This is a genomic window from Micromonospora sp. NPDC049801 (assembly GCF_040656575.1).
Taxonomy (GTDB): domain Bacteria; phylum Actinomycetota; class Actinomycetes; order Mycobacteriales; family Micromonosporaceae; genus Micromonospora.
Map to the genome: position 1 here is coordinate 76,415 of NZ_JBFAMS010000020.1, position 24,193 is coordinate 100,607.

18 protein-coding genes and 1 tRNA gene are annotated in these 24,193 nt (G+C 71.7%); 18 read left to right on the forward strand and 1 reads right to left on the reverse strand.

The features are described 5' to 3' along the window. Nucleotides 1-307 precede the first annotated feature (307 nt). The 17 genes from AB0I89_RS29255 (at nt 308) to AB0I89_RS29335 (ending at nt 22,552) form a co-directional block, all read left to right on the forward strand. Complete coding sequence (locus AB0I89_RS29255; RefSeq protein ID WP_355051303.1) at nt 308-1,486, forward strand: ROK family protein; 1,179 nt, start codon at nt 308-310, stop codon at nt 1,484-1,486. Further along, nucleotides 1,483-3,105, forward strand: a complete 1,623-nt coding sequence (locus AB0I89_RS29260; RefSeq protein ID WP_357133335.1) for a sugar ABC transporter ATP-binding protein — start codon at nt 1,483-1,485, stop codon at nt 3,103-3,105. The genes AB0I89_RS29255 and AB0I89_RS29260 overlap by 4 nt, the downstream gene beginning before the upstream one ends. Continuing rightward, nucleotides 3,102-4,229, forward strand: coding sequence for an ABC transporter permease (locus tag AB0I89_RS29265; protein ID WP_357133337.1), 1,128 nt, complete (start codon nt 3,102-3,104; stop codon nt 4,227-4,229). The genes AB0I89_RS29260 and AB0I89_RS29265 overlap by 4 nt, the downstream gene beginning before the upstream one ends. Nucleotides 4,230-4,327: 98 nt before the next feature. Further along, on the forward strand, nt 4,328-5,380 hold the full coding sequence (locus AB0I89_RS29270) for a substrate-binding domain-containing protein (protein WP_357133339.1): 1,053 nt from the start codon (nt 4,328-4,330) through the stop codon (nt 5,378-5,380). A gap of 21 nt (nt 5,381-5,401) precedes the next feature. Then, entirely contained in the window at nt 5,402-6,625 is a 1,224-nt protein-coding gene (locus AB0I89_RS29275) for a Gfo/Idh/MocA family oxidoreductase (RefSeq protein WP_357133341.1), read from the forward strand. A 646-nt stretch (nt 6,626-7,271) separates the two neighbouring features. Continuing rightward, a complete protein-coding gene (locus tag AB0I89_RS29280; RefSeq protein ID WP_357133343.1) occupies nt 7,272-8,438 on the forward strand; it encodes an inositol-3-phosphate synthase in 1,167 nt (388 codons plus the stop codon). Then, nucleotides 8,422-9,285 carry an SCO3242 family prenyltransferase gene (locus AB0I89_RS29285; protein WP_357133345.1) on the forward strand — a complete coding sequence of 288 codons (864 nt, stop codon included), beginning with the start codon at nt 8,422-8,424 and terminating at the stop codon, nt 9,283-9,285. The genes AB0I89_RS29280 and AB0I89_RS29285 overlap by 17 nt, the downstream gene beginning before the upstream one ends. Next, complete coding sequence (locus AB0I89_RS29290) at nt 9,282-10,247, forward strand: sugar phosphate isomerase/epimerase family protein (RefSeq protein ID WP_357133347.1); 966 nt, start codon at nt 9,282-9,284, stop codon at nt 10,245-10,247. Before AB0I89_RS29285 ends, AB0I89_RS29290 begins: the two co-directional genes overlap by 4 nt. 20 nt (nt 10,248-10,267) lie before the next feature. Beyond that, the gene (locus AB0I89_RS29295) at nt 10,268-10,876 is read left to right on the forward strand and encodes an EboA domain-containing protein (RefSeq protein ID WP_357133349.1); all 609 of its coding nucleotides are present in this window, start codon (nt 10,268-10,270) and stop codon (nt 10,874-10,876) included. 1 nt (nt 10,877) lies between these two features. Beyond that, entirely contained in the window at nt 10,878-11,735 is an 858-nt protein-coding gene (locus tag AB0I89_RS29300) for a TatD family hydrolase (RefSeq protein WP_357133351.1), read from the forward strand. Beyond that, entirely contained in the window at nt 11,735-12,934 is a 1,200-nt protein-coding gene (eboE, locus tag AB0I89_RS29305; protein ID WP_357133353.1) for a metabolite traffic protein EboE, read from the forward strand. Before AB0I89_RS29300 ends, eboE begins: the two co-directional genes overlap by 1 nt. After that, on the forward strand, nt 12,931-14,346 hold the full coding sequence (locus AB0I89_RS29310; protein WP_357133355.1) for a nucleotide pyrophosphatase/phosphodiesterase family protein: 1,416 nt from the start codon (nt 12,931-12,933) through the stop codon (nt 14,344-14,346). The genes eboE and AB0I89_RS29310 overlap by 4 nt, the downstream gene beginning before the upstream one ends. Then, the gene (locus AB0I89_RS29315) at nt 14,343-15,410 is read left to right on the forward strand and encodes a polyprenyl synthetase family protein (protein ID WP_357133357.1); all 1,068 of its coding nucleotides are present in this window, start codon (nt 14,343-14,345) and stop codon (nt 15,408-15,410) included. Before AB0I89_RS29310 ends, AB0I89_RS29315 begins: the two co-directional genes overlap by 4 nt. Before the next feature lie 216 nt (nt 15,411-15,626). Then, nucleotides 15,627-18,482: a PQQ-dependent sugar dehydrogenase gene (locus tag AB0I89_RS29320; protein WP_357133359.1), complete on the forward strand. Its 2,856-nt coding sequence runs from the start codon at nt 15,627-15,629 to the stop codon at nt 18,480-18,482. Between the two features lie 75 nt (nt 18,483-18,557). Continuing rightward, a complete protein-coding gene (locus AB0I89_RS29325) occupies nt 18,558-20,672 on the forward strand; it encodes a ThuA domain-containing protein (RefSeq protein ID WP_357133361.1) in 2,115 nt (704 codons plus the stop codon). 165 nt (nt 20,673-20,837) lie between these two features. Then, nucleotides 20,838-21,332, forward strand: a complete 495-nt coding sequence (locus AB0I89_RS29330; RefSeq protein WP_357133363.1) for an ATP-binding protein — start codon at nt 20,838-20,840, stop codon at nt 21,330-21,332. 212 nt (nt 21,333-21,544) lie between these two features. After that, on the forward strand, nt 21,545-22,552 hold the full coding sequence (locus tag AB0I89_RS29335; RefSeq protein WP_355051319.1) for a sugar phosphate isomerase/epimerase family protein: 1,008 nt from the start codon (nt 21,545-21,547) through the stop codon (nt 22,550-22,552). Between the two features lie 278 nt (nt 22,553-22,830). On the opposite strand, the gene AB0I89_RS29340 is transcribed toward AB0I89_RS29335, so the two are convergent. Beyond that, the gene (locus AB0I89_RS29340) at nt 22,831-23,229 is read right to left on the reverse strand and encodes a hypothetical protein (protein ID WP_355051320.1); all 399 of its coding nucleotides are present in this window, start codon (nt 23,227-23,229) and stop codon (nt 22,831-22,833) included. Nucleotides 23,230-23,558: 329 nt separating this feature from the next. Between AB0I89_RS29340 and AB0I89_RS29345 the strand changes: the two genes are divergently transcribed. Continuing rightward, nucleotides 23,559-23,631, forward strand: a tRNA-Asn gene (locus AB0I89_RS29345). The last annotated feature ends 562 nt before the right edge of the window (nt 23,632-24,193 follow it).

Genomic DNA, 24,193 nt, shown 5'->3' on the forward strand with positions numbered 1-24,193 from the left:
CCGCACCGGATGGCAACACATCGCCGACCTGGAGTGGATCAAGCGCCGACCGACACGAACCCGCCCCGCCAGCACAGACCCGCTGGCGGGGCGGGTTCGTGTCGGTCGATGAAACTGCACGCGAGCGCCTGCGGGCACGCCGTTATCCTTTTCTTGATCCACTTTTAGCTTTTGTTCCTTCGGACAAAAGTTGGGAACGGAACGGCTGAAGCTCTGGACACGCGGCGCGGAGCGCTCCTACTGTGTCGGACACAACACATCGACATTGCGTCGATGTGAACGAGTCCGATGAAGAGGTGAACCGCGCGTGCGGACCGTCGACCCCCTGCACGTCCGGCTGTTGCGGTTACTCCGCGACGAGGGGGCCGTGTCCCGGGCCGAGCTGGGCGACCGGCTCCAGATGCCGCGCCCGCGACTGCTGGCCGAGCTGGACCGGCTGGTCGCGCTCGGGTACGTCGCCGAGGCCGGTTTCGCCGCCTCCCGGGGCGGGCGTCGCTCGACGCTCGTCGAGCTGAACCCGAAGCTGCGCTTCGCCGCCGTCGACCTGGGCGCCAGCTCGATGGACGTCGAGGTGGTCAACGGTCGCCTCGAACCGGTGGCCCACTACGCCGAGCCGGCCGACATCCGCAGCGGCCCGAAGGTCACCCTGCAACGGGTCAACGAGCTGCTGCACAAGGCCCGGGTCGACGGGGCGTACGAGCGGCTGGACGCGGTGGGCATCGGCGTACCCGGGCCGGTCAGCTTCCGCGACGGCGTGCCGGTGTCGCCGCCGATCATGCCGGGCTGGGACCGGTTCCCCGTCCGCGAGCTGCTCAGCCGGGAGCACGCCTGCCCGGCGGTGGTCGACAACGACGTCAACATCATGGCCATCGGGGAACGTCACGGCGGAGTCGCCCACTCGGTGGACGACTTCCTCTTCGTGAAGATCGGCACCGGTGTCGGCTGCGGCATCTACCTCTCCGGCGAGGTCTACCGGGGCACCGACGGCTGCGCCGGGGACATCGGCCACATCCAGGTCGACGCGCACGGTCCGATGTGCTCCTGCGGCAACGCGGGCTGCCTGGAGGCCCTGTTCAGCGGCGCGGCGCTGGCCAAGGACGCATTCGTCGCGGCCCGCAGCGGAGCGTCGCCGGCCCTGGCCGAGCGGTTGAGCACGCGGGGCACGGTGACCGCGCTGGACGTCGCCGAGGGCGCCGTCGAGGGCGACGTGACCTGCATCCAGTTGATCCGCGACGGCGGACGCCGGGTCGGCGGCGTGCTCGCCGGCCTGGTCAGCTTCACCAACCCGTCGATGATCGTGATCGGCGGCGGGTTGGCCCAGCTCGGGCACATCCTGCTCGCCGAGATCCGCAGTGTGGTCTACCGCCGGTCACTGCCCCTGGCTACCGGCAACCTGCCCGTCGTGCTGTCCGAGTTGGGTGGCCGGGCCGGTGTCGCCGGCGCGGCCGTGCTCGCCAGCGACGTCGCCTTCGGGGAAGCATCATGAGCGAGGAGGAGACCGTGGCCCTGTCCGACGAGACCGCCACCACCGGGTCGGCCGACGCCGACGCCGCCGCGCCGCTGGTCGAAGCTCCGCCCGACACCGTCGCGGGCGAGGTGGTCCTGCGCCTCACCGACGTGGTCAAGACCTTCCCCGGCGTACGCGCCCTGGACGGGGTCCAGCTCGAGGTACGCGCCGGAGAGGTGCACTGCCTGCTGGGGCAGAACGGCGCTGGCAAGTCCACGCTCATCAAGGTGCTGGCCGGCGTGCACCAGCCGGATTCCGGGCTGGTGGAGTGGCGCGGCGAACCGGTCACCTTCGCCAACCCGCAGGCCGCCATGAAGTCCGGCATCGCCACCATCTACCAGGAACTCGACCTCGTCGAAGACCTCTCGGTCGCGGAGAACGCGTTCCTCGGGCACGAGTACCGCAGTTTCGGCTTCGTCCGGCGCGGCCGGATGGCCCGGCACACCCGGCAGATCCTCAGCCGGCTCGGGCACGGCGAGATCCCGCCCGGTCGGATGGTCCGCTCCCTGCCGGCGGCCGGCAAGCAGATCGTCAGCATGGCGCGGGCGCTGTCGCACGAGGCGCGACTGATCATCATGGACGAGCCGAGCGCGGTGCTGGCCCACGACGAGGTCGGCAACCTGTTCCGGATCATCCGCGAGCTGACCGCGCAGGGCATCGCCGTCATCTATATCTCCCACCGCATGGAGGAGATCCGCGAGATCGGCGACCGGGTCACCGTACTCAAGGACGGCCGGACCACGGCGGCGAACCTGCCGGCGCGCGACACCCCGACCCGCGACCTGGTCAGCCGGATGACCGGCCGGACCATCGAGTACGTCTTCCCGGACCGGCCGACCGACGACACCGCCGGCAACGAGCTGCTCCAGGTCGAGGGGTTGACCCGCACCGGCGAGTTCGCCGACGTGTCGCTGAACGTGCGGGCCGGAGAGATCGTCGGCATCGCCGGTCTGGTCGGCTCCGGCCGCTCCGAGCTGCTGGAGACGATCTACGGCGCCCGGCTGGCGGAGGCCGGCACGGTGCGGATGGACGGCAAGGCGCTGCGCCCCGGCGTCGGGGCGGCGGTACGGGCCGGCATGGGCATGGCCCCGGAGGAGCGCAAGAGTCAGGCGCTGCTGTTGGGCGAGCCGATCTACCGCAACGTCACGCTGGCCACCTTCGGCCGGTACGCGCGGCTCGGCTTCACCAACGCGGCGGCGGAACGCGCCGAGGCGGACCGGATCGCCGAGACCCTGGAGCTGCGTCCCCGGGACGTCGACCGGCCGGTACGCACCCTGTCCGGCGGCAACCAGCAGAAGGTCGTGGTCGGCCGGTGGTTGCTCGGCGGCACCAAGCTGCTGCTGCTCGACGAGCCCACCCGGGGTGTGGACGTGGGCGCTCGGGCCGAGCTGTACCAGGTCATCCGCTCACTGGCCGCGCAGGGCGTCGGCGTGCTGCTGGTCTCCAGCGAGGTACCCGAGGTGCTGGGCCTGGCCGACCGGGTGCTGGTGATGCGCGAAGGCCGGGTCGTCCGCGAGGCCGCGGCCGGCGAACTTGACGAGAACACTGTGCTTGACCTCGTGATGGCGGGGTCCTTGATGGAAGGCGCACCGGCATGAGCGACGCGACTCCCACACCCACCGCGACACCGGAGCGCCCGCAGCTTCCGGCCCAGTCGCCGCCGGTGGACCCGGCGGAGACGGCGGTGGCCAGCGAAAAGACGGCCTCCACCGGCAAGCTCTCCTGGTGGCGGGGCGACGGCGGCGACGGTGCGAAGCGCAACCTCGGCCTGATCGGCGTGCTGGCCGCGCTCGTCGTGGTCGGCGCGATCACCAAGCCGGACCTGTACGGCGACCCGACCTGGGTCTGGAACAACGTCCTGGCGATCCTCCAACTCGCCTCGGTCGTCGGCGTGGTCACGGTCGGCATGACCTTCGTGATCATCGGCGGTGGCATCGACCTGTCGGTGGGAGCGATCGTCGCGCTGGCCGGGGTCTGGTGCACCACGGTGGCCACCCAGAGCTATGGCGCCGGCGGCATGATCTTCACCGCCCTCGTGGTGGGCATCTGCGTCGGCCTGGTCAACGGCGTCCTCATCTCGTACGGCAGGTTGGTGCCCTTCATCGCGACCCTGGCGATGCTGGTGGCCGCGCGCGGCCTGGCGGCCTCGATCTCCAACAAGCAGACGCAGGTGTCGAGCAGCACGTTCATCAACGACATCGCCGCCCGCAAGGTCATCGGCATCCCGATCCTGGTCTACATCCTCGGCGCGGTCGTACTGGCCGGATGGGTGCTGCTCAACCGGACGACCTTCGGCCGGCGGACCATCGCCGTCGGCGGTAACCCGGAGGCGGCCCGACTGGCCGGCATCAACGTCCGCCGGCACACGATGCTGCTCTACGCGCTCTCCGGTCTGTGCTGCGGCATCGCGGCCATCATGCTCACCTCACAGGCCACCTCGGCGCAGGCGGCGATGGCCAACCTGTACGAGTTGGACGCGATCGCCGCCGCGATCATCGGCGGGACGCTGCTCAGCGGTGGTCGGGGCACGATCGTCGGCTCGCTGCTCGGCGTCATCATCTTCGCCACGATCACGAACCTCTTCGCCATCAACGGCCTCTCCATCGAGGCGCAGAACATGGTCAAGGGCGGCATTATCGTCGCCGCCGTCCTGATCCAGCAGTTCAAGTTCAAGTCAGTCACCCGGCTCCTCGCGCGGAACAGGGTCACCACCACAACCTGACGCACCGCACCGTTGTCCTGGCGACGTCGAGATCTTCGACGGTGGCCGGACCTCGCACACCCTCACCCAGATGAAAACCCGCTCCCAGGAGGTCGTTCATGACCCAGAACAGTCGCGACCTGTCGCGCCGCCGGTTGCTCTTCGGTGGTGCCGCGGTTGGCGCCGCCACCCTGCTGACCGCCTGCACCAGTAACGACACGCCGGCCGCCAGCACGCAGACCAAGGCCGCCGGCAACGCCGAGGGCAACAACGCTCCGGGCAAGAAGGTCGTCATCGGCTTCTCCGCCCCGGCCGCCGACCACGGCTGGATGGGCGCGATCCACGCCAACGCCAAGGCGCAGGCCGCAGCGTACTCGGACGTGGAGTTCAAGGAGGTCGACGGCGGGTCGAACTCGGAGGCCCAGCGCTCCACGCTCGGCACCCTGATCGCCCAGAAGCCGGACATCATCGTCGTGCTGCCGCACGACGGCAAGGAGGTCAACGCCGTTGCCCTCCAGGCCATGCAGGCCGGCATCCCGATCGTCAACCTCGACCGGGCGTTCCCCGACGCGCTGGCCTCGCGGCTGGTGATCAAGGGTGACAACTACGGCATGGGCGTCTCCGCCGGCCACTTCATCGGCAAGATGCTCAAGGACAAGGGCGTCGCCAACCCGGTCATCGGTGAGATCGCCGGCCTGGAGATCCCGCTGACGGTCGAGCGCAGCGAGGGCTTCAAGGCCGCCCTGGCGACCTACGGGTTCAAGGTGAGCAACCGGCGTTCGGCGGAGTTCACCTCGGACAGCGGCCAGCGCGAGGCGGCCCAGCTCCTCCAGGCGCTGCCGAAGATCGACGCGATCTGGAACCACGACGACGACCAGGGCATCGGTGTGCTCGCGGCCGTCAAGCAGGCCAACCGGTCGGAGTTCTTCATGGTCGGCGGCGCGGGCTCCAAGCTCGCGATCGACGCGATCAAGGCCGACAACTCGGTGCTCAAGGCGACGGTCACCTACAACCCGTCGATGGCGTCCTCGGCGATCTCGCTCGCGCGGCTCATCGCGCAGGGCCGGGGCCTGGGCGACCTGACGGAGCTGCAGGTGCCCAAGGAAGTGACCCTCGCCTCCGAGACGATCACCAAGGAGAACGCGAGCAGCTACGACAAGCTCGGGTTCTGACATACCGGGGGGAGACCCACCTTGTCCACGACAGACAGAGAACTGCGGATCGGCATGGTCGGTTACGCGTTCATGGGCGCCGCGCACTCACAGGCGTGGCGCACCGTGAACCGCGTGTACGACCTGCCGGCGCGGGCCCGGATGGCGCTGGTCTGCGGCCGGGACACCACAGCGGTGTCCGAGGCCGCCGACCGGCTCGGCTGGGACGCGTACACGACCGACTGGCGTGACCTCGTCAACCGGGACGACATCGACGTTGTCGATGTCTGCACCCCGGGCGACAGTCACGCCGAGATCGCCCTCGCCGCGTTGGCCGCCGGCAAGCACGTGCTGTGCGAGAAGCCGCTGGCCAACACGGTGGCCGAGGCACGGGCGATGACCGCCGCGGCGGACACCGCACGCGCCGCCGGGGTGCGGTCGATGTGCGGGTTCAACTACCGCCGGGTCCCCGCGGTCACGATGATGCGCCAGATGGTCGCCGAGGGACGACTCGGGGTGATCCGTCACGTCCGAGCGTCGTACCTGCAGGACTGGATCGTGGATCCGCAGTTCCCGCTGGTCTGGCGGTTGCAGAAGGACAGGGCGGGCTCCGGCGCGCTCGGTGACATCGGTGCGCACATCATCGACCTGACGCAGTTCGTCGTCGGCCAGCAGATCACCGGCGTCAGCGCGATCACCGAGACGTTCGTCAAGGAGCGGCCGTTGCCGGCCGAGTCGAGCGGGCTGGCGGCCACCGTCGACGGCGAGTCGGTCGACGGCAGCGGTCCGGCCACCGGTCCGGTCACCGTCGACGACGCCGCGGTCTTCGTGGCCCGGCTCGACGGCGGCGCCCTGGCCACGTACGAGGCGAGCCGGTTCGCCACGGGCCGCAAGAACGCCCTGCGTGTCGAGATCAACGGCTCGCTGGGCAGCGTGGTCTTCGACCTGGAGCGGCTCAACGAGTTGGAGTTCTACGACGCCACCCGGCCGACGCTGGAGCAGGGCTTCAGCCGGATCCTGGTGACCGAGGGCGACCACCCGTACATGTCGGCGTGGTGGCCTCCGGGTCACATCATCGGCTACGAGCACTCCTTCACCCACCAGATGCGCGATCTCATCGAGGCGATCGCCACCGGCACCGACCCGGCGCCCTCGTTCGCCGACGCGTTGCAGGTCCAGCTCGTGCTGGACGCGGTGACCCGTTCGGCGGAGACCGGTTCCTCGTGGACCGACGTGGAACCGGCGCTGACCGTGGTCGCCGTCTGACCCCTGACCATCCGCGACGGCGGTGCTCGCGCCGCCGTCGCCCGACCGGCTTTCCGGAGCCGACCGGCGAGGGACCGGCCGCGGTTTGCGCCCCGCGGCCGGGACGAGGTCGGCTCCGGAGAGTGTGCAGCCGGGCCCTAACGGCCCGGTGGCGCACGGATAGGACGGTCGTCCGGTGCGACCGGACCGGGATTCCCCGGCCGCACCGGAGGACCGCCACCACCACCCCCGGCGATCCGGAGGACCCGATGACATCGCCCGCCGCTGCCCCCACCCGTACCACTTCCGCCTGCCACCGCACGGCGGACCGCACCCCGGTCGAGGATCCGGTGGGCGCGGCAACCTGAGACGTCCGGTCGGGGCATGCCAACGCCCCGGCCGGCGGATGCGGGGGAGGCAGGGTCGAGACGCCGACCGACCCTGCCTGCCAGCCCCGTCTGCCCGTACCCGTGCCGAGATCCGGTCCGTCGTCGTCGCCGCCGACGCCGACGCCGGGCCGGCGTCGTACCGGTACGGGTCGGGCGGGCGGGGCCCATCCATCCGGCCCGAAACTTTTCCGAAACCGGGCCGTATCTTTCCGAAACATATTCTGATATTCCTATATTTAGCGGTACCGACGGTTCCTCGGAAATGGGGAAGGAGCACCATGCGAACAGGTGTCTGGCTGGTAGGGGCGCGCGGTTCCGTCGCGACCACCAGCATCGTCGGGGGGCTCGCGCTGCGAGCCGGCCTGGCCGGGCCCACCGGCTGTGTGACCGAGCTGCCCGACCTGCGCGGTCCCGCCCTGCCGTCCTTCGCGGACCTGGTCTTCGGCGGGCACGACGTGGCCACCACCCCGCTGTGCAAGCGCGCCGAAGCGCTCGCCGACGCCGGTGTCATTCCCGGGCGGCTGGTCGCCGCGCTCCGCGACGAGTTGGGCGTGGTCGAGCAGGAGTTGCGCCCCGCGCCGGTCGGCGACACCCAGGCCGACCGGGCCGCGGCCGTGGTCCGCGACCTGACCAGCTTCCGGGAGCGCCACGAGCTGGACCGGGTGGTCGTGGTCAACGTCTCCGCCACCGAGGCCGTGCCCCGACCGCACCCCGGGCACGCCGACCCGGCCGCGTTGCGCGCCGCCCTCGACGGTCCCGACGAGGTGCTCCCGCCCAGCTCGCTGTACGCGTACGCGGCGCTGCTGGCCGGCTGCCCCTACGTCGACTTCACGCCGTCCACCGGCCTGCGGCTGCCGGCGCTGGCCGCGCTGGCGCAGGAGCGCCGGCTGCCGTACGCCGGGCACGACGGCAAGACCGGCGAGACCCTGGTCAAGTCGGTGCTCGCGCCGATGTTCGCGATGCGCAACCTCGCCGTCCGCTCCTGGTCGGGGATGAACCTGCTCGGCGGCGGCGACGGCGCCACCCTCGCCGACCCGGCCGCCAACGCGGCCAAGGTGCAGAGCAAGCAACGCGTGCTCGGCGAGACGCTCGGCTACGTGCCGCAGGGCAACACCCGCATCGAGTACGTCGAGGAGCTGGGCGACTTCAAGACCGCCTGGGATCTGATCACGTTCGCCGGCTTCCTCGGCACCGGCATGCGGATGGAGTTCACCTGGCACGGCTGCGACTCGGCGCTGGCCGCGCCGCTGGTGCTCGACCTGGCCCGCCTCACCGCCGCCGCGCACGCCGCCGGGCACGTCGGGCCGCTGGCCGACCTCGGCTTCTTCTTCAAGGACCCGCTCGGCACGCCGACCCACTCGCTGGCCGAGCAGTGGGCCCGGCTGACCGGCTTCGCCCAGCGACTGCACGCCGGCCCGGACGGTGGCCATGACCACGCTGGCTGACCTGGCCGAGCTGGTCCGCGCGCCGGCCGCGCTCTCGGTCCCCGGGGACGTCGTGGCCGGCGCGGCGGCGGCCGGTGCGCTGAGCCCACGTACTCCCGCCCTGGCGGGCGCGTCGGTGCTGCTCTACTGGGCCGGCATGGCCGCCAACGACTGGTCCGACCGGCGGCTCGACGCCGTCGAACGCCCCGAGCGGCCGATCCCCAGCGGCCGGGTCACCCCGAACGCCGCGCTGGGTCTCGCCGCCGGCCTCACCGCCGCCGGCGTGGGCCTGGCCGCCGCCGTGGGCGGTCGCCGCGCCGCCGCGCTCGCGGTGCCGCTGGCCGCCAGCATCTGGGGGTACGACCTGCTGGCCAAGAACACCGCCGCCGGCCCCGCCGTGATGGCCGCCTGCCGAGGGCTGGACGTGCTGCTGGGCGCATCCGGCGGCCGGCTGGCGCGGGCGCTGCCCTCGGCGGCCACCGTGGCGGCGCACACCTGGACGGTCACCGCGCTGTCCCGTCGCGAGGTCAGCGGCGCGGACACCGCCCTGCCGATGCGTACCCTGGCCGGCACCGCCGTGGTCGCCGCGAGCGCCGCCGTCGCCGTACCCCGGCGCGCTGGGATCGCCGCCGCGCTGCCCGCCGTGCTGGCCGGGTGGTACGCCGCCCGCTACGGCGCGGCCCAGGTGCAGGTGGTCCGGGATCCGTCGGCCGGGAAGGTCCGCGCGGCGGTGGGCGCCGGGATCACCGGCCTGCCCGCCCTCCAGGGAGCGCTCACCGCCCGTGGCGGCGCGGGCCTGCTCGGGCTGGCCGTCGCGGCGGCCGCGCCACTGGGCCGCCGGCTGGCCCGGAAGGTCTCCCCGACATGACCGTGCCCCAGTCGCGCCGGGCCCGGCGCGACACCGCCCAGCCGGACATCGCGCAGGCCGATGCGGTCCGGGCCGACGCGACGACGGTGCGTCTCGGGTACGGCACGAACGGCTTCGCCAACCACCGGCTCGACGACGCGCTCGCCGTCATCGCCGATCTCGGCTACGAGGGGGTGGCGCTCACCCTGGACCACGATCATCTGGACCCGTTCGCGCCCGGCCTCACCCGCCGGATCGCCGCGGTGGGCCGCCGGCTGTCCGAGCTGGGTCTCGCAGTGGTGATCGAGACCGGGGCCCGCTACCTGTTGGACCCGTGGCACAAGCACGCCCCGACGCTGCTGCACGACGACCCCACCCGGCGGATCGAGTTTCTGCGCCGGGCGGTACGGATCGGCGCCGACCTGGGCGCGGAGGCCGTCTCGTTCTGGGCCGGCGTACGGCCGGAGGCGGTGTCGCCGCAGTGCGCCTGGGACCGGCTCGTGTCCGGCTGCGCCACCGTGGTCGACGCCGCCGACAGCGCGGGCGTGACCCTCGGCTTCGAACCGGAACCGGGGATGCTGGTGCAGGACATCGCCGACTGGCGTCGTCTGCACGCGGCGCTCGGCGCCCCGGCCCGCCTCGGCATCACCCTCGACATCGGCCACTGCCGCTGCCTGGAGCCTCAGCCGGTGCCGCAGTGCGTCGCCGAGGTCGCCGAGCACCTGGTCAACGTGCAGATCGACGACATGCGCCGGGGCGTGCACGAGCACCTGGAGTTCGGCGCCGGCGAGATCGACTTCCCGCCGGTGCTGGCCGCCCTGGCCGCTGCCGGCTACCGCGGCCTGGTCGCGGTGGAGCTACCCCGCGACTCGCACGCCGCACCCGCCGTGGCCGCCCGGTCGATCGAGTTCCTACGCGCCGCCGCACCGGCCGGCCGTACGGGAGACGAGGTGCCCACAGGCACACCTGGGGTGCCGGCGTAGCAGCAAGGGGAGGAGACGGAATGACACCGGATTCACTGCGGGCCGCGCTGCGGGGCGTACCCGATCCCGACTGGCTGGACACGGCGCTGCGCCGGGTCGCGGCCGAGCCCACCGCGATCGCCCGGCTGTTTCCGGCCGCCGGCCGGCGCTGCGGTCGGGCCGCGCTGCCGGACGCACCCGGCTGGACCGCCGACGACGCGGCCCGGGTGCTGCTGCTCACCAGCCTGCCCGGCGAGCACGCCGCGTACGCCGAGAGCCTCTACCGGCACGGCGACGCCGCCGAACGGCGGGCCGTGCTGCGGGCTCTGCCGCTGCTGCCGATCGGCGCCGAGGCGGTGCCGCTGCTGCACGACGCGATCCGGACCAACGACACCCGGCTGGTCGCCGCCGCGCTCGGCCCGTACGCCCGGCACCTCGACGCGGCCGCCTGGCGGCAGGCGGTGCTCAAGTGCGTGTTCAGCGGAGTGCCCCTCGTCGCGGTGGCCGACCTGGACGGCCGGGCCGACGGCGAGCTGGCCGCAATGCTCGCCGCGCTCGCCGCCGAACGGCACGCCGCCGGCCGGGACCTGCCCGCCGACGCCACCGACCTGCTCCACCGGCTCACCGCCGCACTGCCCCGGGAGGCGTGACATGCGCATCTTCGACCCGCACATCCACATGACCTCGCGCACCACCGACGACTACGAACGGATGGCCGGCGCCGGCGTCCTCGCGGTGGTCGAGCCGGCGTTCTGGCTGGGCCAGCCGCGCACCAGCGCCGCGTCGTTCGTCGACTACTTCGACTCGCTGATCGGCTGGGAGCCGTTCCGGGCCGGGCAGTTCGGGGTGCGCCACTTCGCCACCATCGCGCTCAACCCGAAGGAGGCCAACGACCCGCGCTGCCGCCCGGTGCTCGACCTGTTGCCCCGCTACCTGGACAAGGACGCGGTCGTGGCGGTCGGCGAGATCGGGTACGACTCGATGACCCCCGAGGAGGACGAGGCGTTCGCCGCGCAACTCGCCCTCGCCGTGGCGTACGACCTGCCGGCGCTGGTGCACACCCCGCACCGGGACAAGGCCCGGGGCTGCGAACGCACCCTCGCCGTGGTCGCCGAGTCCGGCATCGACGCGGGTCGCGTGGTGGTCGACCACCTCAACGAGGTGACCGTCAAGCTCGTCAAGGACAGCGGCTGCTGGCTGGGCTTCTCCATCTACCCGGACACCAAGATGACACCGTCGCGGATGGTCGAGCTGCTGCGCGAGTACGGCACCGAACGGATGCTGGTCAACTCGGCCGCCGACTGGGGACGCTCCGATCCGCTGCTGACCCGGGCCACCGGCGAGGCGATGCGTGCGGCCGGCTTCAGCGACGACGACGTCGACAAGGTGCTGTGGCGCAACCCGGTGGAGTTCTACGGGCAGTCGGGTCGGCTCGACCTCGGCGACGTGGAGGCGCCCGCCGCCGTGGACCCGCAGACCGGCAACTCGATCCTGCGCGGTGGTAGCTGATGCGGCTGCGACATTCCGGCGGCGAGACGGTCCACCTCGGCTACTGCACCAACGTGCACCCCGCCGAGGACCTGGCCGGCATCCTCGCCCAACTGGACACCTACGCCGTGCCGGTGCGTCAGGCGCTCGGCAGCGACCTGCTCGGGCTCGGCCTGTGGCTGGCCGCCCCGGTCGCCGCCGAACTGGCCGCCGACCCGGCGCTGCGCCGCCGGCTCCGCGCCGAACTGGACGCGCGCGGTCTGGAGGTGGTCACCCTCAACGGCTTCCCGTACGCGGCCTTCCAGGCCCCCGTCGTGAAGCAGGACGTGTACCACCCGGACTGGACCACCGAGCAACGACTGACGTACACCCTGGATCTGGCCCGGGTGCTCGCCGACCTGCTGCCCGACGACGCGGCCCGGGGCTCGATCTCCACCCTGCCGTTGGCCTGGCGGCGGCCGTGGAGCACCGACCTGGCCGACGCCGCCCGGCGGCGGCTCGATGCGCTCGCGGCCGGCCTGGCCGACGTGCAGCGGGACACCGGCCGTGAGGTGCGGGTGGCGTTCGAGCCGGAGCCCGGTTGCGTGGTGGAGAGCACCGGGCAGGCCGCCGCGCTGCTGTCCGGCATGGACACCGACCGGATGGGGGTCTGCCTCGACCTCGCGCACCTGGCCTGCGCGTGGGAGGAGCCGGCGGCGGCGCTGGACCGGCTGCGGGCGGCCGGACTGCCCGTGGTGAAGGTGCAGGTCTCCGCCGCCGTCGAGGCGGCCGACCCGGCCGGTGGGGCCGACGCGCTGCGCCGCTGGGTGGAGCCGCGCTTCCTGCACCAGACCCGCAGCGCCGGCTGCGCGGGCGTGGCCGACCCGGCCGACGAGGCGTACGCCGCCGACGATCTCGACGAGGCCCTGGACCGGGAGCTTCCCGGCCCGTGGCGGGTGCACTACCACGTGCCCCTGCACGCCCCGCCCGAGCAACCGCTCGGCTCGACCCTGCCGGTCCTCCGCGCGGCCCTGAGAGCGCTCTTCGAGGGGCCGGTCGCCGGCTGCGACCACCTCGACGTCGAGACGTACACCTGGGGTGTCCTGCCGGCCGCACGGCGGCCCGGCACCGACGCGGAGCTGGCCGCCGGCATCGCCGCCGAGTTGGCCTTCGCCCGCGACGAACTGGTCGGCCTCGGGCTGACCGCAGACCGAACCGTGAGCATGGAGGTGACGCGATGAGCCGGCGACTGGTGGTCCTCGACGTGGTGGGGTTGACCCCGCGACTGCTGAAGCACATGCCCCGACTGCGCGGCGTCGCCGACGGTGGCTTCCGGGCCGAGCTGGGCACGGTGCTGCCGGCGGTGACCTGCTCGGTGCAGTCCACGTTCCTCACCGGCGAGCAGCCCAGCGGGCACGGCATCGTCGGCAACGGGTGGTACTTCCGGGAGCTGGGCGAGGTGCTGCTGTGGCGGCAGCACAACGCGCTGGTCGGTGGGGACAAGCTCTGGCACGCGGCCCGCCGGGCCGAGCCGGGCTACACCGTCGCCAACGTCTGCTGGTGGTACGCCATGGGCGCCGACGTGAACTGGACCGTCACGCCCCGCCCGGTCTACTACGCCGACGGCCGCAAGGAGCCGGACTGCTACACCGACCCGCCGGAGCTGCACGACGCGCTGACCGGGCGGCTCGGCACCTTCCCGCTGTTCACCTACTGGGGGCCGACGGCCGCGCTGCCGTCGTCGAAGTGGATCTGCCAGGCGGCCGAGCAGATCCTGGCCGACGTGTCACCCGATCTGACCCTGGTCTACGTGCCCCACCTGGACTACGACCTGCAACGGTACGGCCCCTCGTCGCCGCAGGCAGCCACGGCGGCGGCCGAGCTGGACGCCGTTCTCGGGCCGCTGCTGGACGCCGCCCGCGCCCGGGACGCCACCGTGGTGGTGCTGTCGGAGTACGGCATCACCGACGTGTCCCGGCCGGTCGACGTCAACCGGCTGCTGCGCAGCGAGGGTTTGCTGCGGGTGCACACCCAGGCCGGCATGGAGTACCTCGACCCCTGGACGTCGAAGGCGTTCGCCGTCGCCGACCACCAGATCGCGCACGTCTACGTCAAGGACCCGGCCGACGTGCCGGCGGTGGCGAAGCTCTGCGCCGGCCTGCCCGGGGTGGCCGAGGTGCTCGACGCCGACGGCAAGGCCGCGCACGGGCTGGACCATCCGCGCGCCGGGGAACTGGTGCTGGTGGCCGAGCCGGACTCCTGGTTCACCTACTACTACTGGCTCGACGACGCCAACGCGCCCGATTTCGCCCGGCTGGTCGAGATCCACCGCAAGCCCGGGTACGACCCCGCCGAGCTGTTCTTCGACCCGGCCAATCCCGGTGCCGCCAAGGCCCGCGCCGGCGTGGCGCTGGCCCGCAAGAAGCTCGGCATGCGCTACCTGATGAGCGCCGTCGGCCTGGACGCCGGCGCGCGGGCGATCCGCGGCTCGCACGGGCGGCTTCCCACCGACCCGGCGGACGCCCCGGTGCTGCTCTGCTCCGACGCGTCCGCGGCCCGGGACCGGATCGCCGCCACCGAGGTCAAGGGCTTGTTACTGGAGCTGGCCGGGTTAAGCGCCGCTGGTGCGCAGGGTCCGGGAGATCGGACGTGACCGTCACCGTCGCGCCCACCGACACCAGCGGTCTGCGGGCGCGCTTCGACGCGGAGCTGGCCGCCTTCCTCGACCGGCAGGGGCCGGACTGGCCCGACGGCGCGCCCCGGGGGGTGTTCACCGCGCTGCAACGGTTCGTGCTGGCCGGGGGGAAGCGGCTGCGGCCACTGTTCTGCTACTGGGGCTGGCGCGGCGCCGGGGCGGCCGACGCCACCCCGATCGTGGTGGCCGCGGCGGCGTTGGAGCTGTTCCACGCGTTCGCGCTGATCCACGACGACATCCTGGACGGCAGCGACCGCCGCCGGGGTGAGCCGTCGGTGCACCGGCTCTTCGCCGACCTGCACGCCCGGTCGTCGTGGCGCGGCGACCCGGAGGCGTACGGGCGCAACACCGCCCTGCTCTGCGGCGACCTCTGCGCGGCCTGGTCGGATCAGATGTTCCATGAGTGTGGGCTCGGGACCGAGCAGGTGCACCGGGGGTACGCGGTGTTCGCGCTGATGCGTACCGAGGTGATCGCGGGGGAGTACCTGGACCTGGTGTCCGGCGTGGGCGACGGCTCGGTCGCCAGCGCGCTCACCGTGATACGGATGAAGGCGGCCCGGTACACGGTCACCCGGCCGTTGCAGATCGGCGCGGCGCTCGCCGGTGGGGGACCGGAGCTGATCGCCGCTCTCGGCGAGTTCGGCGACCCGTTGGGGGACGCGTTCCAGCTCCGCGACGACGTGTTGGGCGTCTTCGGTGATCCGGCGGTCACCGGCAAGTCGATCCTGGACGACCTGCGCGAGGGCAAGCCGACGGTGATGATGGCGCTGGCCCGCAGCTCTGCGGACCGGTCGCAGACCGCGCGGCTGAAGGAGCTGTTCGGCAACCCCACGCTGGACGCCGACGGCGCGGCGGAGCTGCGCGAGATCATCCAGGCCACCGGCGCGCGGGACCGGATCGAGCAGATGATCCGCGTCCGCACCGAGGCCGCGCTGACCGCGTTGCGGAGCGCGGCGGTGAACGAGGAGGCCCGGGCCGCGCTTGTCGCGTTGGCCGCGCAGGCCATCGACCGCCGCGCCTGACCGGCCGACTTTCGATCAAATCGACGAAAGTTCATGCCGGTTCACCGGAAGGTATGGACACATCGACACTTGCGACTTAGTGTCGGGGCCAACACGACAATGTTTCGTCGAGGTGAACCGGCGGCGCGGTAACCCATCGACCCCACCACCCGCTACGGCATCCGGCGCGACGGCGCGCGCCCCGCCCTGGCCTCTCGTCAGGAAGGGACAGCACAGATGTCCATGAAGGACAGACCCAACCAACGGTCCCGACGATGGTTCTCCGCCGGATCGGCCCTGCTCCTCGTGGCCGCGGCCGGCACGGTCACCCTCACGGCCAGCGCGACACCGGCCCAGGCGCACACCATCAACGCCAGCGACTTCCAGCAGGTCGAACTCGCCCGCGGCGTAACCGACATGGGCGAGCCGATGTCGCTGGCCGTCCTGCCGGACCGTTCGGTCCTGCACACCGCCCGCAACGGCACCCTGCGCCGCACCGACGCGAACGGCACCACCTCGGTGATCGGCACCCTGTCGGTCTACAACCACGACGAGGAGGGCCTACAGGGCGTCGGCGTCGACCCGAACTTCGCCAGCAACCGGCAGATCTTCCTCTACTACGCGCCGCCGCTGTCCACCCCCGCCGGCGACGCCCCGGCGACCGGCACCGACTTCTCGGCCTGGCAGGGAGTGAACCGCCTCTCCCGGTTCACCCTCAACAGCGACTTCACCGTCAACCAGGCCAGCAAGGTCGACGTCCTCGACGTACCGGCCGATCGCGGCCTGTGCTGCCACGTCGGTGGTGACATCGACTTCGACGCCGCCGGCAACCTCTACCTGTCCACCGGCGACGACACCAACCCGTTCGAGTCCGCCGGCTACTCGCCGCTGGACGAGCGGACCAACCGCAACCCGGCGTACGACGCGCAGCGCAGCGCCGGCAACACCAACGACCTGCGGGGCAAGATCCTGCGGATCAAGGTGAACACCAACGGGACCTACTCCATCCCGTCGGGCAACCTGTTCGCGCCCGGCACCGCCAAGACGCGGCCGGAGATCTACGCGATGGGGTTCCGCAACCCGTTCCGGATCAGCGTCGACAAGGGAACCGGGGTCGTCTACGTCGGCGACTACGGGCCGGACGCGGGCTCCACCAGCTCCACCCGTGGCCCGTCCGGCCAGGTGGAGTTCAACCGGGTCGCGGCTCCGGGCAACTACGGCTGGCCGTACTGCACCGGCACCAACACCAGCACCGAGACGTACAACGAGTGGGACTTCGCCACCAACGCCAGCGGCGCGAAGTACAACTGCACCGGCGGGCCGACCAACAACTCGTTCCGCAACACCGGCCTGACCACCCTGCCGCCGGCCCAGCCGGCCTGGATCCGGTACGCCGGTGACGCCGGCACCCCGACCGAGTTCGGCGGCGGCTCCGAGTCGCCGATGGGCGGCCCGGTCTACCGGTACAACGCCTCGTCGACCTCCACCACGAAGTTCCCGCAGTCCTTCGACGGGCAGTTCTTCGCCACCGAGTTCGGCCGCGGCTGGATCAAGCCCATCCACGTCAACTCCGACGGCTCCCGGGGCACCATCGACACGTTCCCGTGGGTCGGCAAGCAGGTGATGGACTCGGCCTTCGGCCCGGACGGCTCGTACTACGTGCTCGACTACGGCACCGGCTACTTCAACGGTGACGCCAACTCGGCGCTGTACCGCTTCGACTACGTCGCCGGTGGCAACCGCGCGCCCAGCGCCGCGGCGAGCGCCAACAAGACGTCCGGCGCTGCCCCGCTGGCCGTGACGTTCTCCTCGGCCGGCTCGTCCGACCCCGAGGGCGGGACGCTCACCTACTCGTGGAGCTTCGGCGACGGCACCACCTCCACGGCGGCGAACCCGACGAAGACCTACAGCACCAACGGCACGTACACGGCGACGCTGACCGTACGGGACCCGCAGGGCGCCACCGGCAGCGCCAGCGTGCAGATCAACGTCGGCAACACCGCGCCCACGGTGACCATCAACAACCCCGGCAACGGGCAGCTTTTCAGCTTCGGTGACACCGTGCCGTACAGCATCACGGTGACCGACCCCGAGGACGGCACGATCGACTGCACCAAGGTCAAGATGACCTACGTGCTCGGTCACGACCAGCACGGGCACCAGATCACCTCGAAGAACGGCTGCTCCGGCTCGATCACCATCCCGGTCGACGGCGAGCACGACGACGCGGCGAACATCTTCGCCATCTTCGACGCCGAGTACACCGACGCCGGTGGCCTGACCACGCACACCCAGCACACCCTGCCGCCGCGGCACCGCCAGGCCGAGTTCTTCGGCAGCTCCTCCGGGATCAACGTGTTCAGCAAGACCCCGGCCGAGGGCGGTAAGACCGTCGGTGACATCAACAACGGCGACTGGATCGCGTTCCAGCCGTACCGGCTCGGCAACGTCACCTCGTTCACCGCCCGGGTCTCCTCGGCGGGCAGCGGCGGCACCCTCCAGGTGCGGGCCGGCTCGGCCACCGGCACGGTCCTCGGCTCCGCCACGGTCCCGGTGACCGGCGGCTGGGAAACGTTCACCACGGTCACGGGGGCGATCACCAACCCGCCGACCGGCACCACCACGCTCTACCTGACCTTCGCGGGTACGGGCACCGGCGCGCTCTACGACCTGGACGCGTTCACCTTCGTCACCGGCTCGGCCCCGACCGGTGGGACCGGCCCGATCACGGGCCTGGGCGGCAAGTGCCTGGACGTCCGCAGCGCCGCCACCGCCGACGGCACGCAGATCCAGATCTACACCTGCAACGCCAGCGCGGCCCAGACCTGGGCGGTCACGCCGAACTCCACCATCAAGTCGTTGGGCAAGTGTCTCGACGTCTCCGGTGCCGGAACCGCCGACGGCACCAAGATCCAGCTCTACACCTGCAACGGCACCGGGGCGCAGAACTGGGCCGCGCAGGCCGACGGCACGCTGCGCAACGTGGCGTCCGGCAAGTGCCTGAACGTCTCCGGAAGCAGCTCCGCGGACAGCACCGTGGTGAACCTCTGGACCTGCACCGCCGCCGCGAACCAAAAGTGGACCCTGCCCTGAGTTGAAAGGAAGGGCCCCTTGTTACCGCCTAGTGTTGTACAAGGGGCCCCTCCTAACAGGTTTTAGGAGAGCGACATGCGCAGACTCCTGCGATCCGCGGTCGGCCTGAGCGCCGCCGTCCTCGCCGTCATCGCCTGCACCACCCCGGCCACCCCGGCCAGCGCCGCCGACGCCCCGTACGACGTGCTGGTCTTCTCCAAGACCGCCGGCTTCCGGCACGACGCGATCCCAGTCGGCATCCAGACCATCCGTGATCTGGGCGCGGCCAACAACTTCACGGTCACCGCCACCGAGGACGCCGCCGCGTTCACCACCAGCAACCTCGCCCAGTACGAGGCGGTCGTCTTTCTCAACACCACCGGCGACGTGCTCAACGCCACCCAGCAGACCGCCTTCGAGTCGTACATCGGCTCGGGCCGCGGGTACGTGGGTGTGCACGCCGCCGCCGACACCGAGTACGACTGGCCGTTCTACGGCAACCTGGTCGGCGCGTGGTTCGCCTCGCACCCGGCCATCCAGCAGGCCAACGTCAAGGTGGAGGACCGGGGGCACGCCGCGACCGGGCACCTGCCGCAGACCTGGACCCGCACCGACGAGTGGTACAACTACCGCACCAACGCCCGGTCCACCGCGCACGTGCTCGCCACGCTGGACGAGTCGTCGTACTCCGGCGGTGGGATGGGCGCCGACCACCCGCACTCCTGGTGCAAGAGCTACAGCGGGGGCCGCTCCTTCTACACCGGAAGCGGGCACACCCAGGCGTCGTACGCCGAGCCGGCCTTCCGCAACCACCTGCTCGGTGGCATCCGGTACGCGGCCGGCCGGAGCAAGGCCGACTGCCGGCCCGAGACCGGCTACACGCCGCTCTACAACGGCTCCACCACCGGCTGGTCGCAGGCCGGGCCGGGCAACTTCACCAACTCCGACGCCACCCTCACCTCGGTCGGCGGCATGGGCCTGTACTGGTACAGCGCGAAGCAGTTCACCAACTACTCGCTGAAGCTGGACTGGAAGCTGGCCGGCGACGACAACTCGGGCATCTTCATCGGCTTCCCGCCGTCGAGTAACCCGCAGTCGGCGATCGACAACGGCTACGAGGTCCAGATCGACGCCACCGACGCGGTCGACCGCACCACCGGCGCGGTCTACACGTACAAGGCGGCCGACATCGCCGCCCGGGACGCGGCGCTGAACGCGCCGGGGGAGTGGAACACCTACGAGCTGCTGGTCGAGGGGGAGCGGTTGCAGGTCTTCCTCAACGGAGTGAAGATCAACGACTTCACCAACACCGATCCGGTACGATCGCTGGCCGGCCACATCGGCATCCAGAACCACGGTACGGGCGACGACGCCTACTTCCGCAACATCCGGATCAAGGAGCTGGGCGGCAGCAACCCGCCGACCGGCAACACCACGGTCCAGGCCGAGGCGTTCAGCTCGGCCAACGGCGTCAGCGCGTTCACCAAGGCCGGCGCCAACGGCGGGCAGACGCTCGGCTACATCGAACCGGGCGACTGGGCCGCGTACAACGGCGTGGACCTGACCGGCGTCACCTCGTTCACCTCCCGGGTCGTCTCGGGTGGCACGGGCGGCACCATCGGAGTCCGTACCGGCTCGGCCACCGGGCCGCTGCTGGGCACGGTCACGGTGCCGAACACCGGTAGCTGGAGCACGTACGCCAACGTCACCACGACGCTGTCGAACGTCCCGTCCGGCGCCCAGAACCTGTACCTCACGTTCAACGGCAGCGGCACCGGCCTCTTCGACGTGGACGACTTCACCCTCGTCAAGGGCACCGGCGGCGGTTCCGGCGTCGGGCCGGTCAAGGGGCTCGCCGGCAAGTGCCTGGACGTCCGCAGCGGCGCCACCGCCGACGGTACCCAGATCCAGATCTACACCTGCAACGGCAGTACGGCGCAGACCTGGACCGTGACGCCGAACTCGACCATCAAGGCGCTCGGCAAGTGCCTCGACGTCTCCGGCGGTGGCACCGCCGACGGCACCAAGATCCAGCTCTGGACCTGCAACGGCAGCGGCGCGCAGAACTGGGCGGCCCAGTCCGACGGCAGCCTGCGCAACACGTCCTCGAGCAAGTGCCTCGACGTGTCCGGCAACAACTCCGCCGACAGCACCGTCGTCCACCTCTGGACCTGCAACGGCGCGGCCAACCAGAAGTGGACCCTGCCCTGACCCACCGAGCCCGCTGGGGCCGTCGGACATGACCGGCGGCCCCGGCGTACCACCCGATGACGCCGCCGGCGCGGCGGTACCTCACCGCCGCCGCGCCGACGGCGTCCCGCGCGTCGGACCGATGCCGCGGATCGACTGCCAGTCGGCTGCCGTACCTTGACCGGCATGGGGCGTTACGCGCGATGGCGCCGGATGGTCCAGGCGCAGGGACGCCGGCTGCACAACGCGCTGCGCCCGGCCGACGAGCCCGACCCGCTGACCGGGCCGGCGCCCAGCCTGAACCGCCTCGATGCCCTGGTGGAGGGCTTCGCCGCAGGCCAGCCCGTGCGCTGGAGCCTGGCCGGGGCGCCCCGGCCACTGCCCGAGCCGGTGGACGTGGCGGCGTACCGGGTCATCGAAGAGGCCCTGACCAACGCGTGCCGGCACGCGCCGGGCGCGGCCGTCGCGGTCCGCCTGCGCTACGACGACGAGGGCATCACCATCGAGGTACGCGACGACGGCGCGCCAGCGGTGCGGAGCCCGGCGCGGGTCGGTGGCGGCCTGGTCGCGGTACGCCGCCGGGTCGAGCGGGTCGGCGGCACCCTGAGCGCCGGCCCGAACCCGGGCGGTGGCTTCACCGTCCGGGCGGTCCTGCCGGCCCCCGAAGAAATGGCCGGGTGACGATCCGGGGCTTTCGCGATGCGCCCGGCGGAAATAGGGTGGGGGCGGCGACCGTGACGGTTGCCGGTGGCCCGGTGGGAGGCGCAACCCGCCGGGTTCAGGTGCGCTCGGCACCCACCGGCGTTCCGCCCCGATGCCACGTACCGATCTGACCGGTCACCCTCGCCCCGGTCCGCACAACGGAATCCCCATCACATCAGGGGAGAAGGACAATGGCGCGACCCATCACGCTCTTCACCGGCCAGTGGGCCGACCTGCCGTTCGAAGAGGTCTGCCGGCTCGCCTCCGAGTGGGGCTACGACGGTCTGGAGATCGCCTGCTGGGGCGACCACTTCGAGGTCGACAAGGCGCTCGCCGACGACTCGTACATCGAGCGCAAGAAGGAGACCCTGGCCAAGCACAACCTCCAGGTCTTCACGATCTCCAACCACCTGGTCGGTCAGGCGGTCTGCGACCACCCGATCGACGAGCGGCACCAGGACATCCTGCCCGGCCGCATCTGGGGTGACGGGGAGCCCGAGGGCGTACGCCAGCGGGCCGCCGAGGAGATCAAGGACACCGCGCGGGCGGCGGCGAAGCTCGGGGTGAACACCGTCGTCGGCTTCACCGGCTCGTCCATCTGGCACACCCTCGCGATGTTCCCGCCGGTGCCGCCGGCGATGATCGAGCGCGGCTACCAGGACTTCGCCGACCGGTGGAACCCGATCCTCGACGTCTTCGACGAGGTGGGCGTGCGGTTCGCGCACGAGGTGCACCCCAGCGAGATCGCGTACGACTACTGGACGACGAAGCGGACGCTCGAGGCGATCGGCAACCGGCCCGCGTTCGGGCTCAACTGGGACCCGTCGCACTTCGTCTGGCAGGAGCTGGACCCGGTGAACTTCATCTTCGACTTCGCCGACCGCATCTACCACGTCGACTGCAAGGACGCGAAGGTGCGTACGGGCGACGGCCGTCGCGGCCGGCTCGCCTCGCACCTGCCCTGGGCCGACCTGCGCCGCGGCTGGGACTTCGTCTCCACCGGCCACGGCGACGTGCCCTGGGAGGACTGCTTCCGGGCGTTGAACGCGATCGGCTACGACGGCCCGATCTCGGTCGAGTGGGAGGACGCCGGCATGGACCGCCTGGTCGGTGCCCCCGAGGCGCTGCAGTTCGTCCGCCGGCTCGCCTTCGACGCGCCGAGCGCCGCCTTCGACGCCGCGTTCAGCAGCAAGGACTGACGAGCCACCGCCCGGCCCGACGACCACCGCCGGGCCGGGCCGGGTTCGGTCTGCTGGTCTGCTGGTCTGCTGGACGGCCGACCGGCCGGTGGGCAGGTCGGCCGGGTTCTCCGCTTGGCTGGTCGAACGGTTGGCCGGATTCTCCGCTTGGCTGGTCGAACGGTTGGCTGGCCGAACGGTTGGCCGGTTGGCCGGTCGGTAGGTCGGCCGGAGCGCGGGTCCGGACAGACCACGGGCCGGTCGCCTCGCGGCGGCCGGCCCGTCGACGTGCGGGTGGGTCAGAGCGTGCTTGCGTTGGTGCCCGAGCCGGACGGCTTGGTGCGGGGGGTGGTGGCCGACGGCGACCCGGAGGTCGTGCCGACCGGGCTGCTGCCCGCCTTGGCGCCCACGGTGGCGGGCGTGCCAGCGAACGCGTCGTCGGCGGCGGTCAGCTCCTGCTTGCCGGTGCTGCCGTTGCCCAGCTTCTCGCCCAGCTTGGTCTGGCCGAGCTTGTCCTTGCCCTCGCTGTAGAGCCGGTTGGCCTGGGCCTGCGCGACCCCGGCCGCCTCCTGGACGGTCGGGTGGTCGAGCACCTTGCGGCCTCGGACCACGAGCTCTTCGTACTTCTCCCGGCCGGCACGGGCGCCCAGGACGAATCCCGCAGCCAGCCCGCCAAGAAACATGATCTTTCCGCGCATGGCGGCTCCTTCCGTACCTGACGCGCCGTCGCCCCGTCGGGTCGCCCCGCCGGACGCGACCAATTCGCGCCTGCGTCCTCTGTCCGCAGCTAACTACCCATCCTGCTCTCCGCTCAAGCCTGCTTGTGCCCGGATGGCGATTTGCCCTGATTGTGAACGCCCTCCCAGCCCTGACCTGCGAATCTGGATCATGGTGGGTTACGGGCGGGCTGCGGGTGTGCTGTGGGTGTGCTGCGGGTGGAACCCACTGGACCACCACCCGGGGATGTCCTGTACTCTTGTCCCCGTCGCACGGTGCCGGCGAGATCCGGTTACCAAGCGGTGCACGATCCCCTGTAGCTCAATTGGCAGAGCAGCCGGCTGTTAACCGGCAGGTTATTGGTTCGAGTCCAATCGGGGGAGCTTCTCCACCCAAACGCCCGTCGGCCCACGCCGACGGGCGTTCCCGTATCCAGATCCTCCCAGCCCCTCGGCCGTCCCTGCCCCCGGGCCGTCCCCGGCCCCGGCTCTCCCGGCCCCGGCTCTCCCGGCCCTGGTCCCTGAAGGCGCTCCCGCCCCGGGGCCCCTCCCCACCCTCGGCCCTGCTCCGACCCCACCCTGGGCACTGCCTCGGCCTCGCCTTGCCCCGGCCCAACCTCTGCCTCGGCCTCGCGGCCCACCCCTGCGCGCCGATCTTGCACTTGGTGCGGTGGCATATCGGGATGTAGCGCGCCTTTCGACAACCGAAAGCGCAAGATCGACGTGATCATGCCGGCAAGCGCGGAGGCGCGCGGGTGTGTGGGGCAGGAGGTCGGCGTTCGGGGCAGCAACTTCACCGATGTTGCTGTTTCCCGCGTGGCGGAGGCAGCAGCATCGGGGAAGTTGTGAGGATCTTGGGCGCGGGGCGCGGGGCGCGGGGCGCGGGGCGCGGGGCGCGGGGCGCGGGGCGCGGGGCGCGGGGCGCGGGGCGCCGACCAGTTCCGCG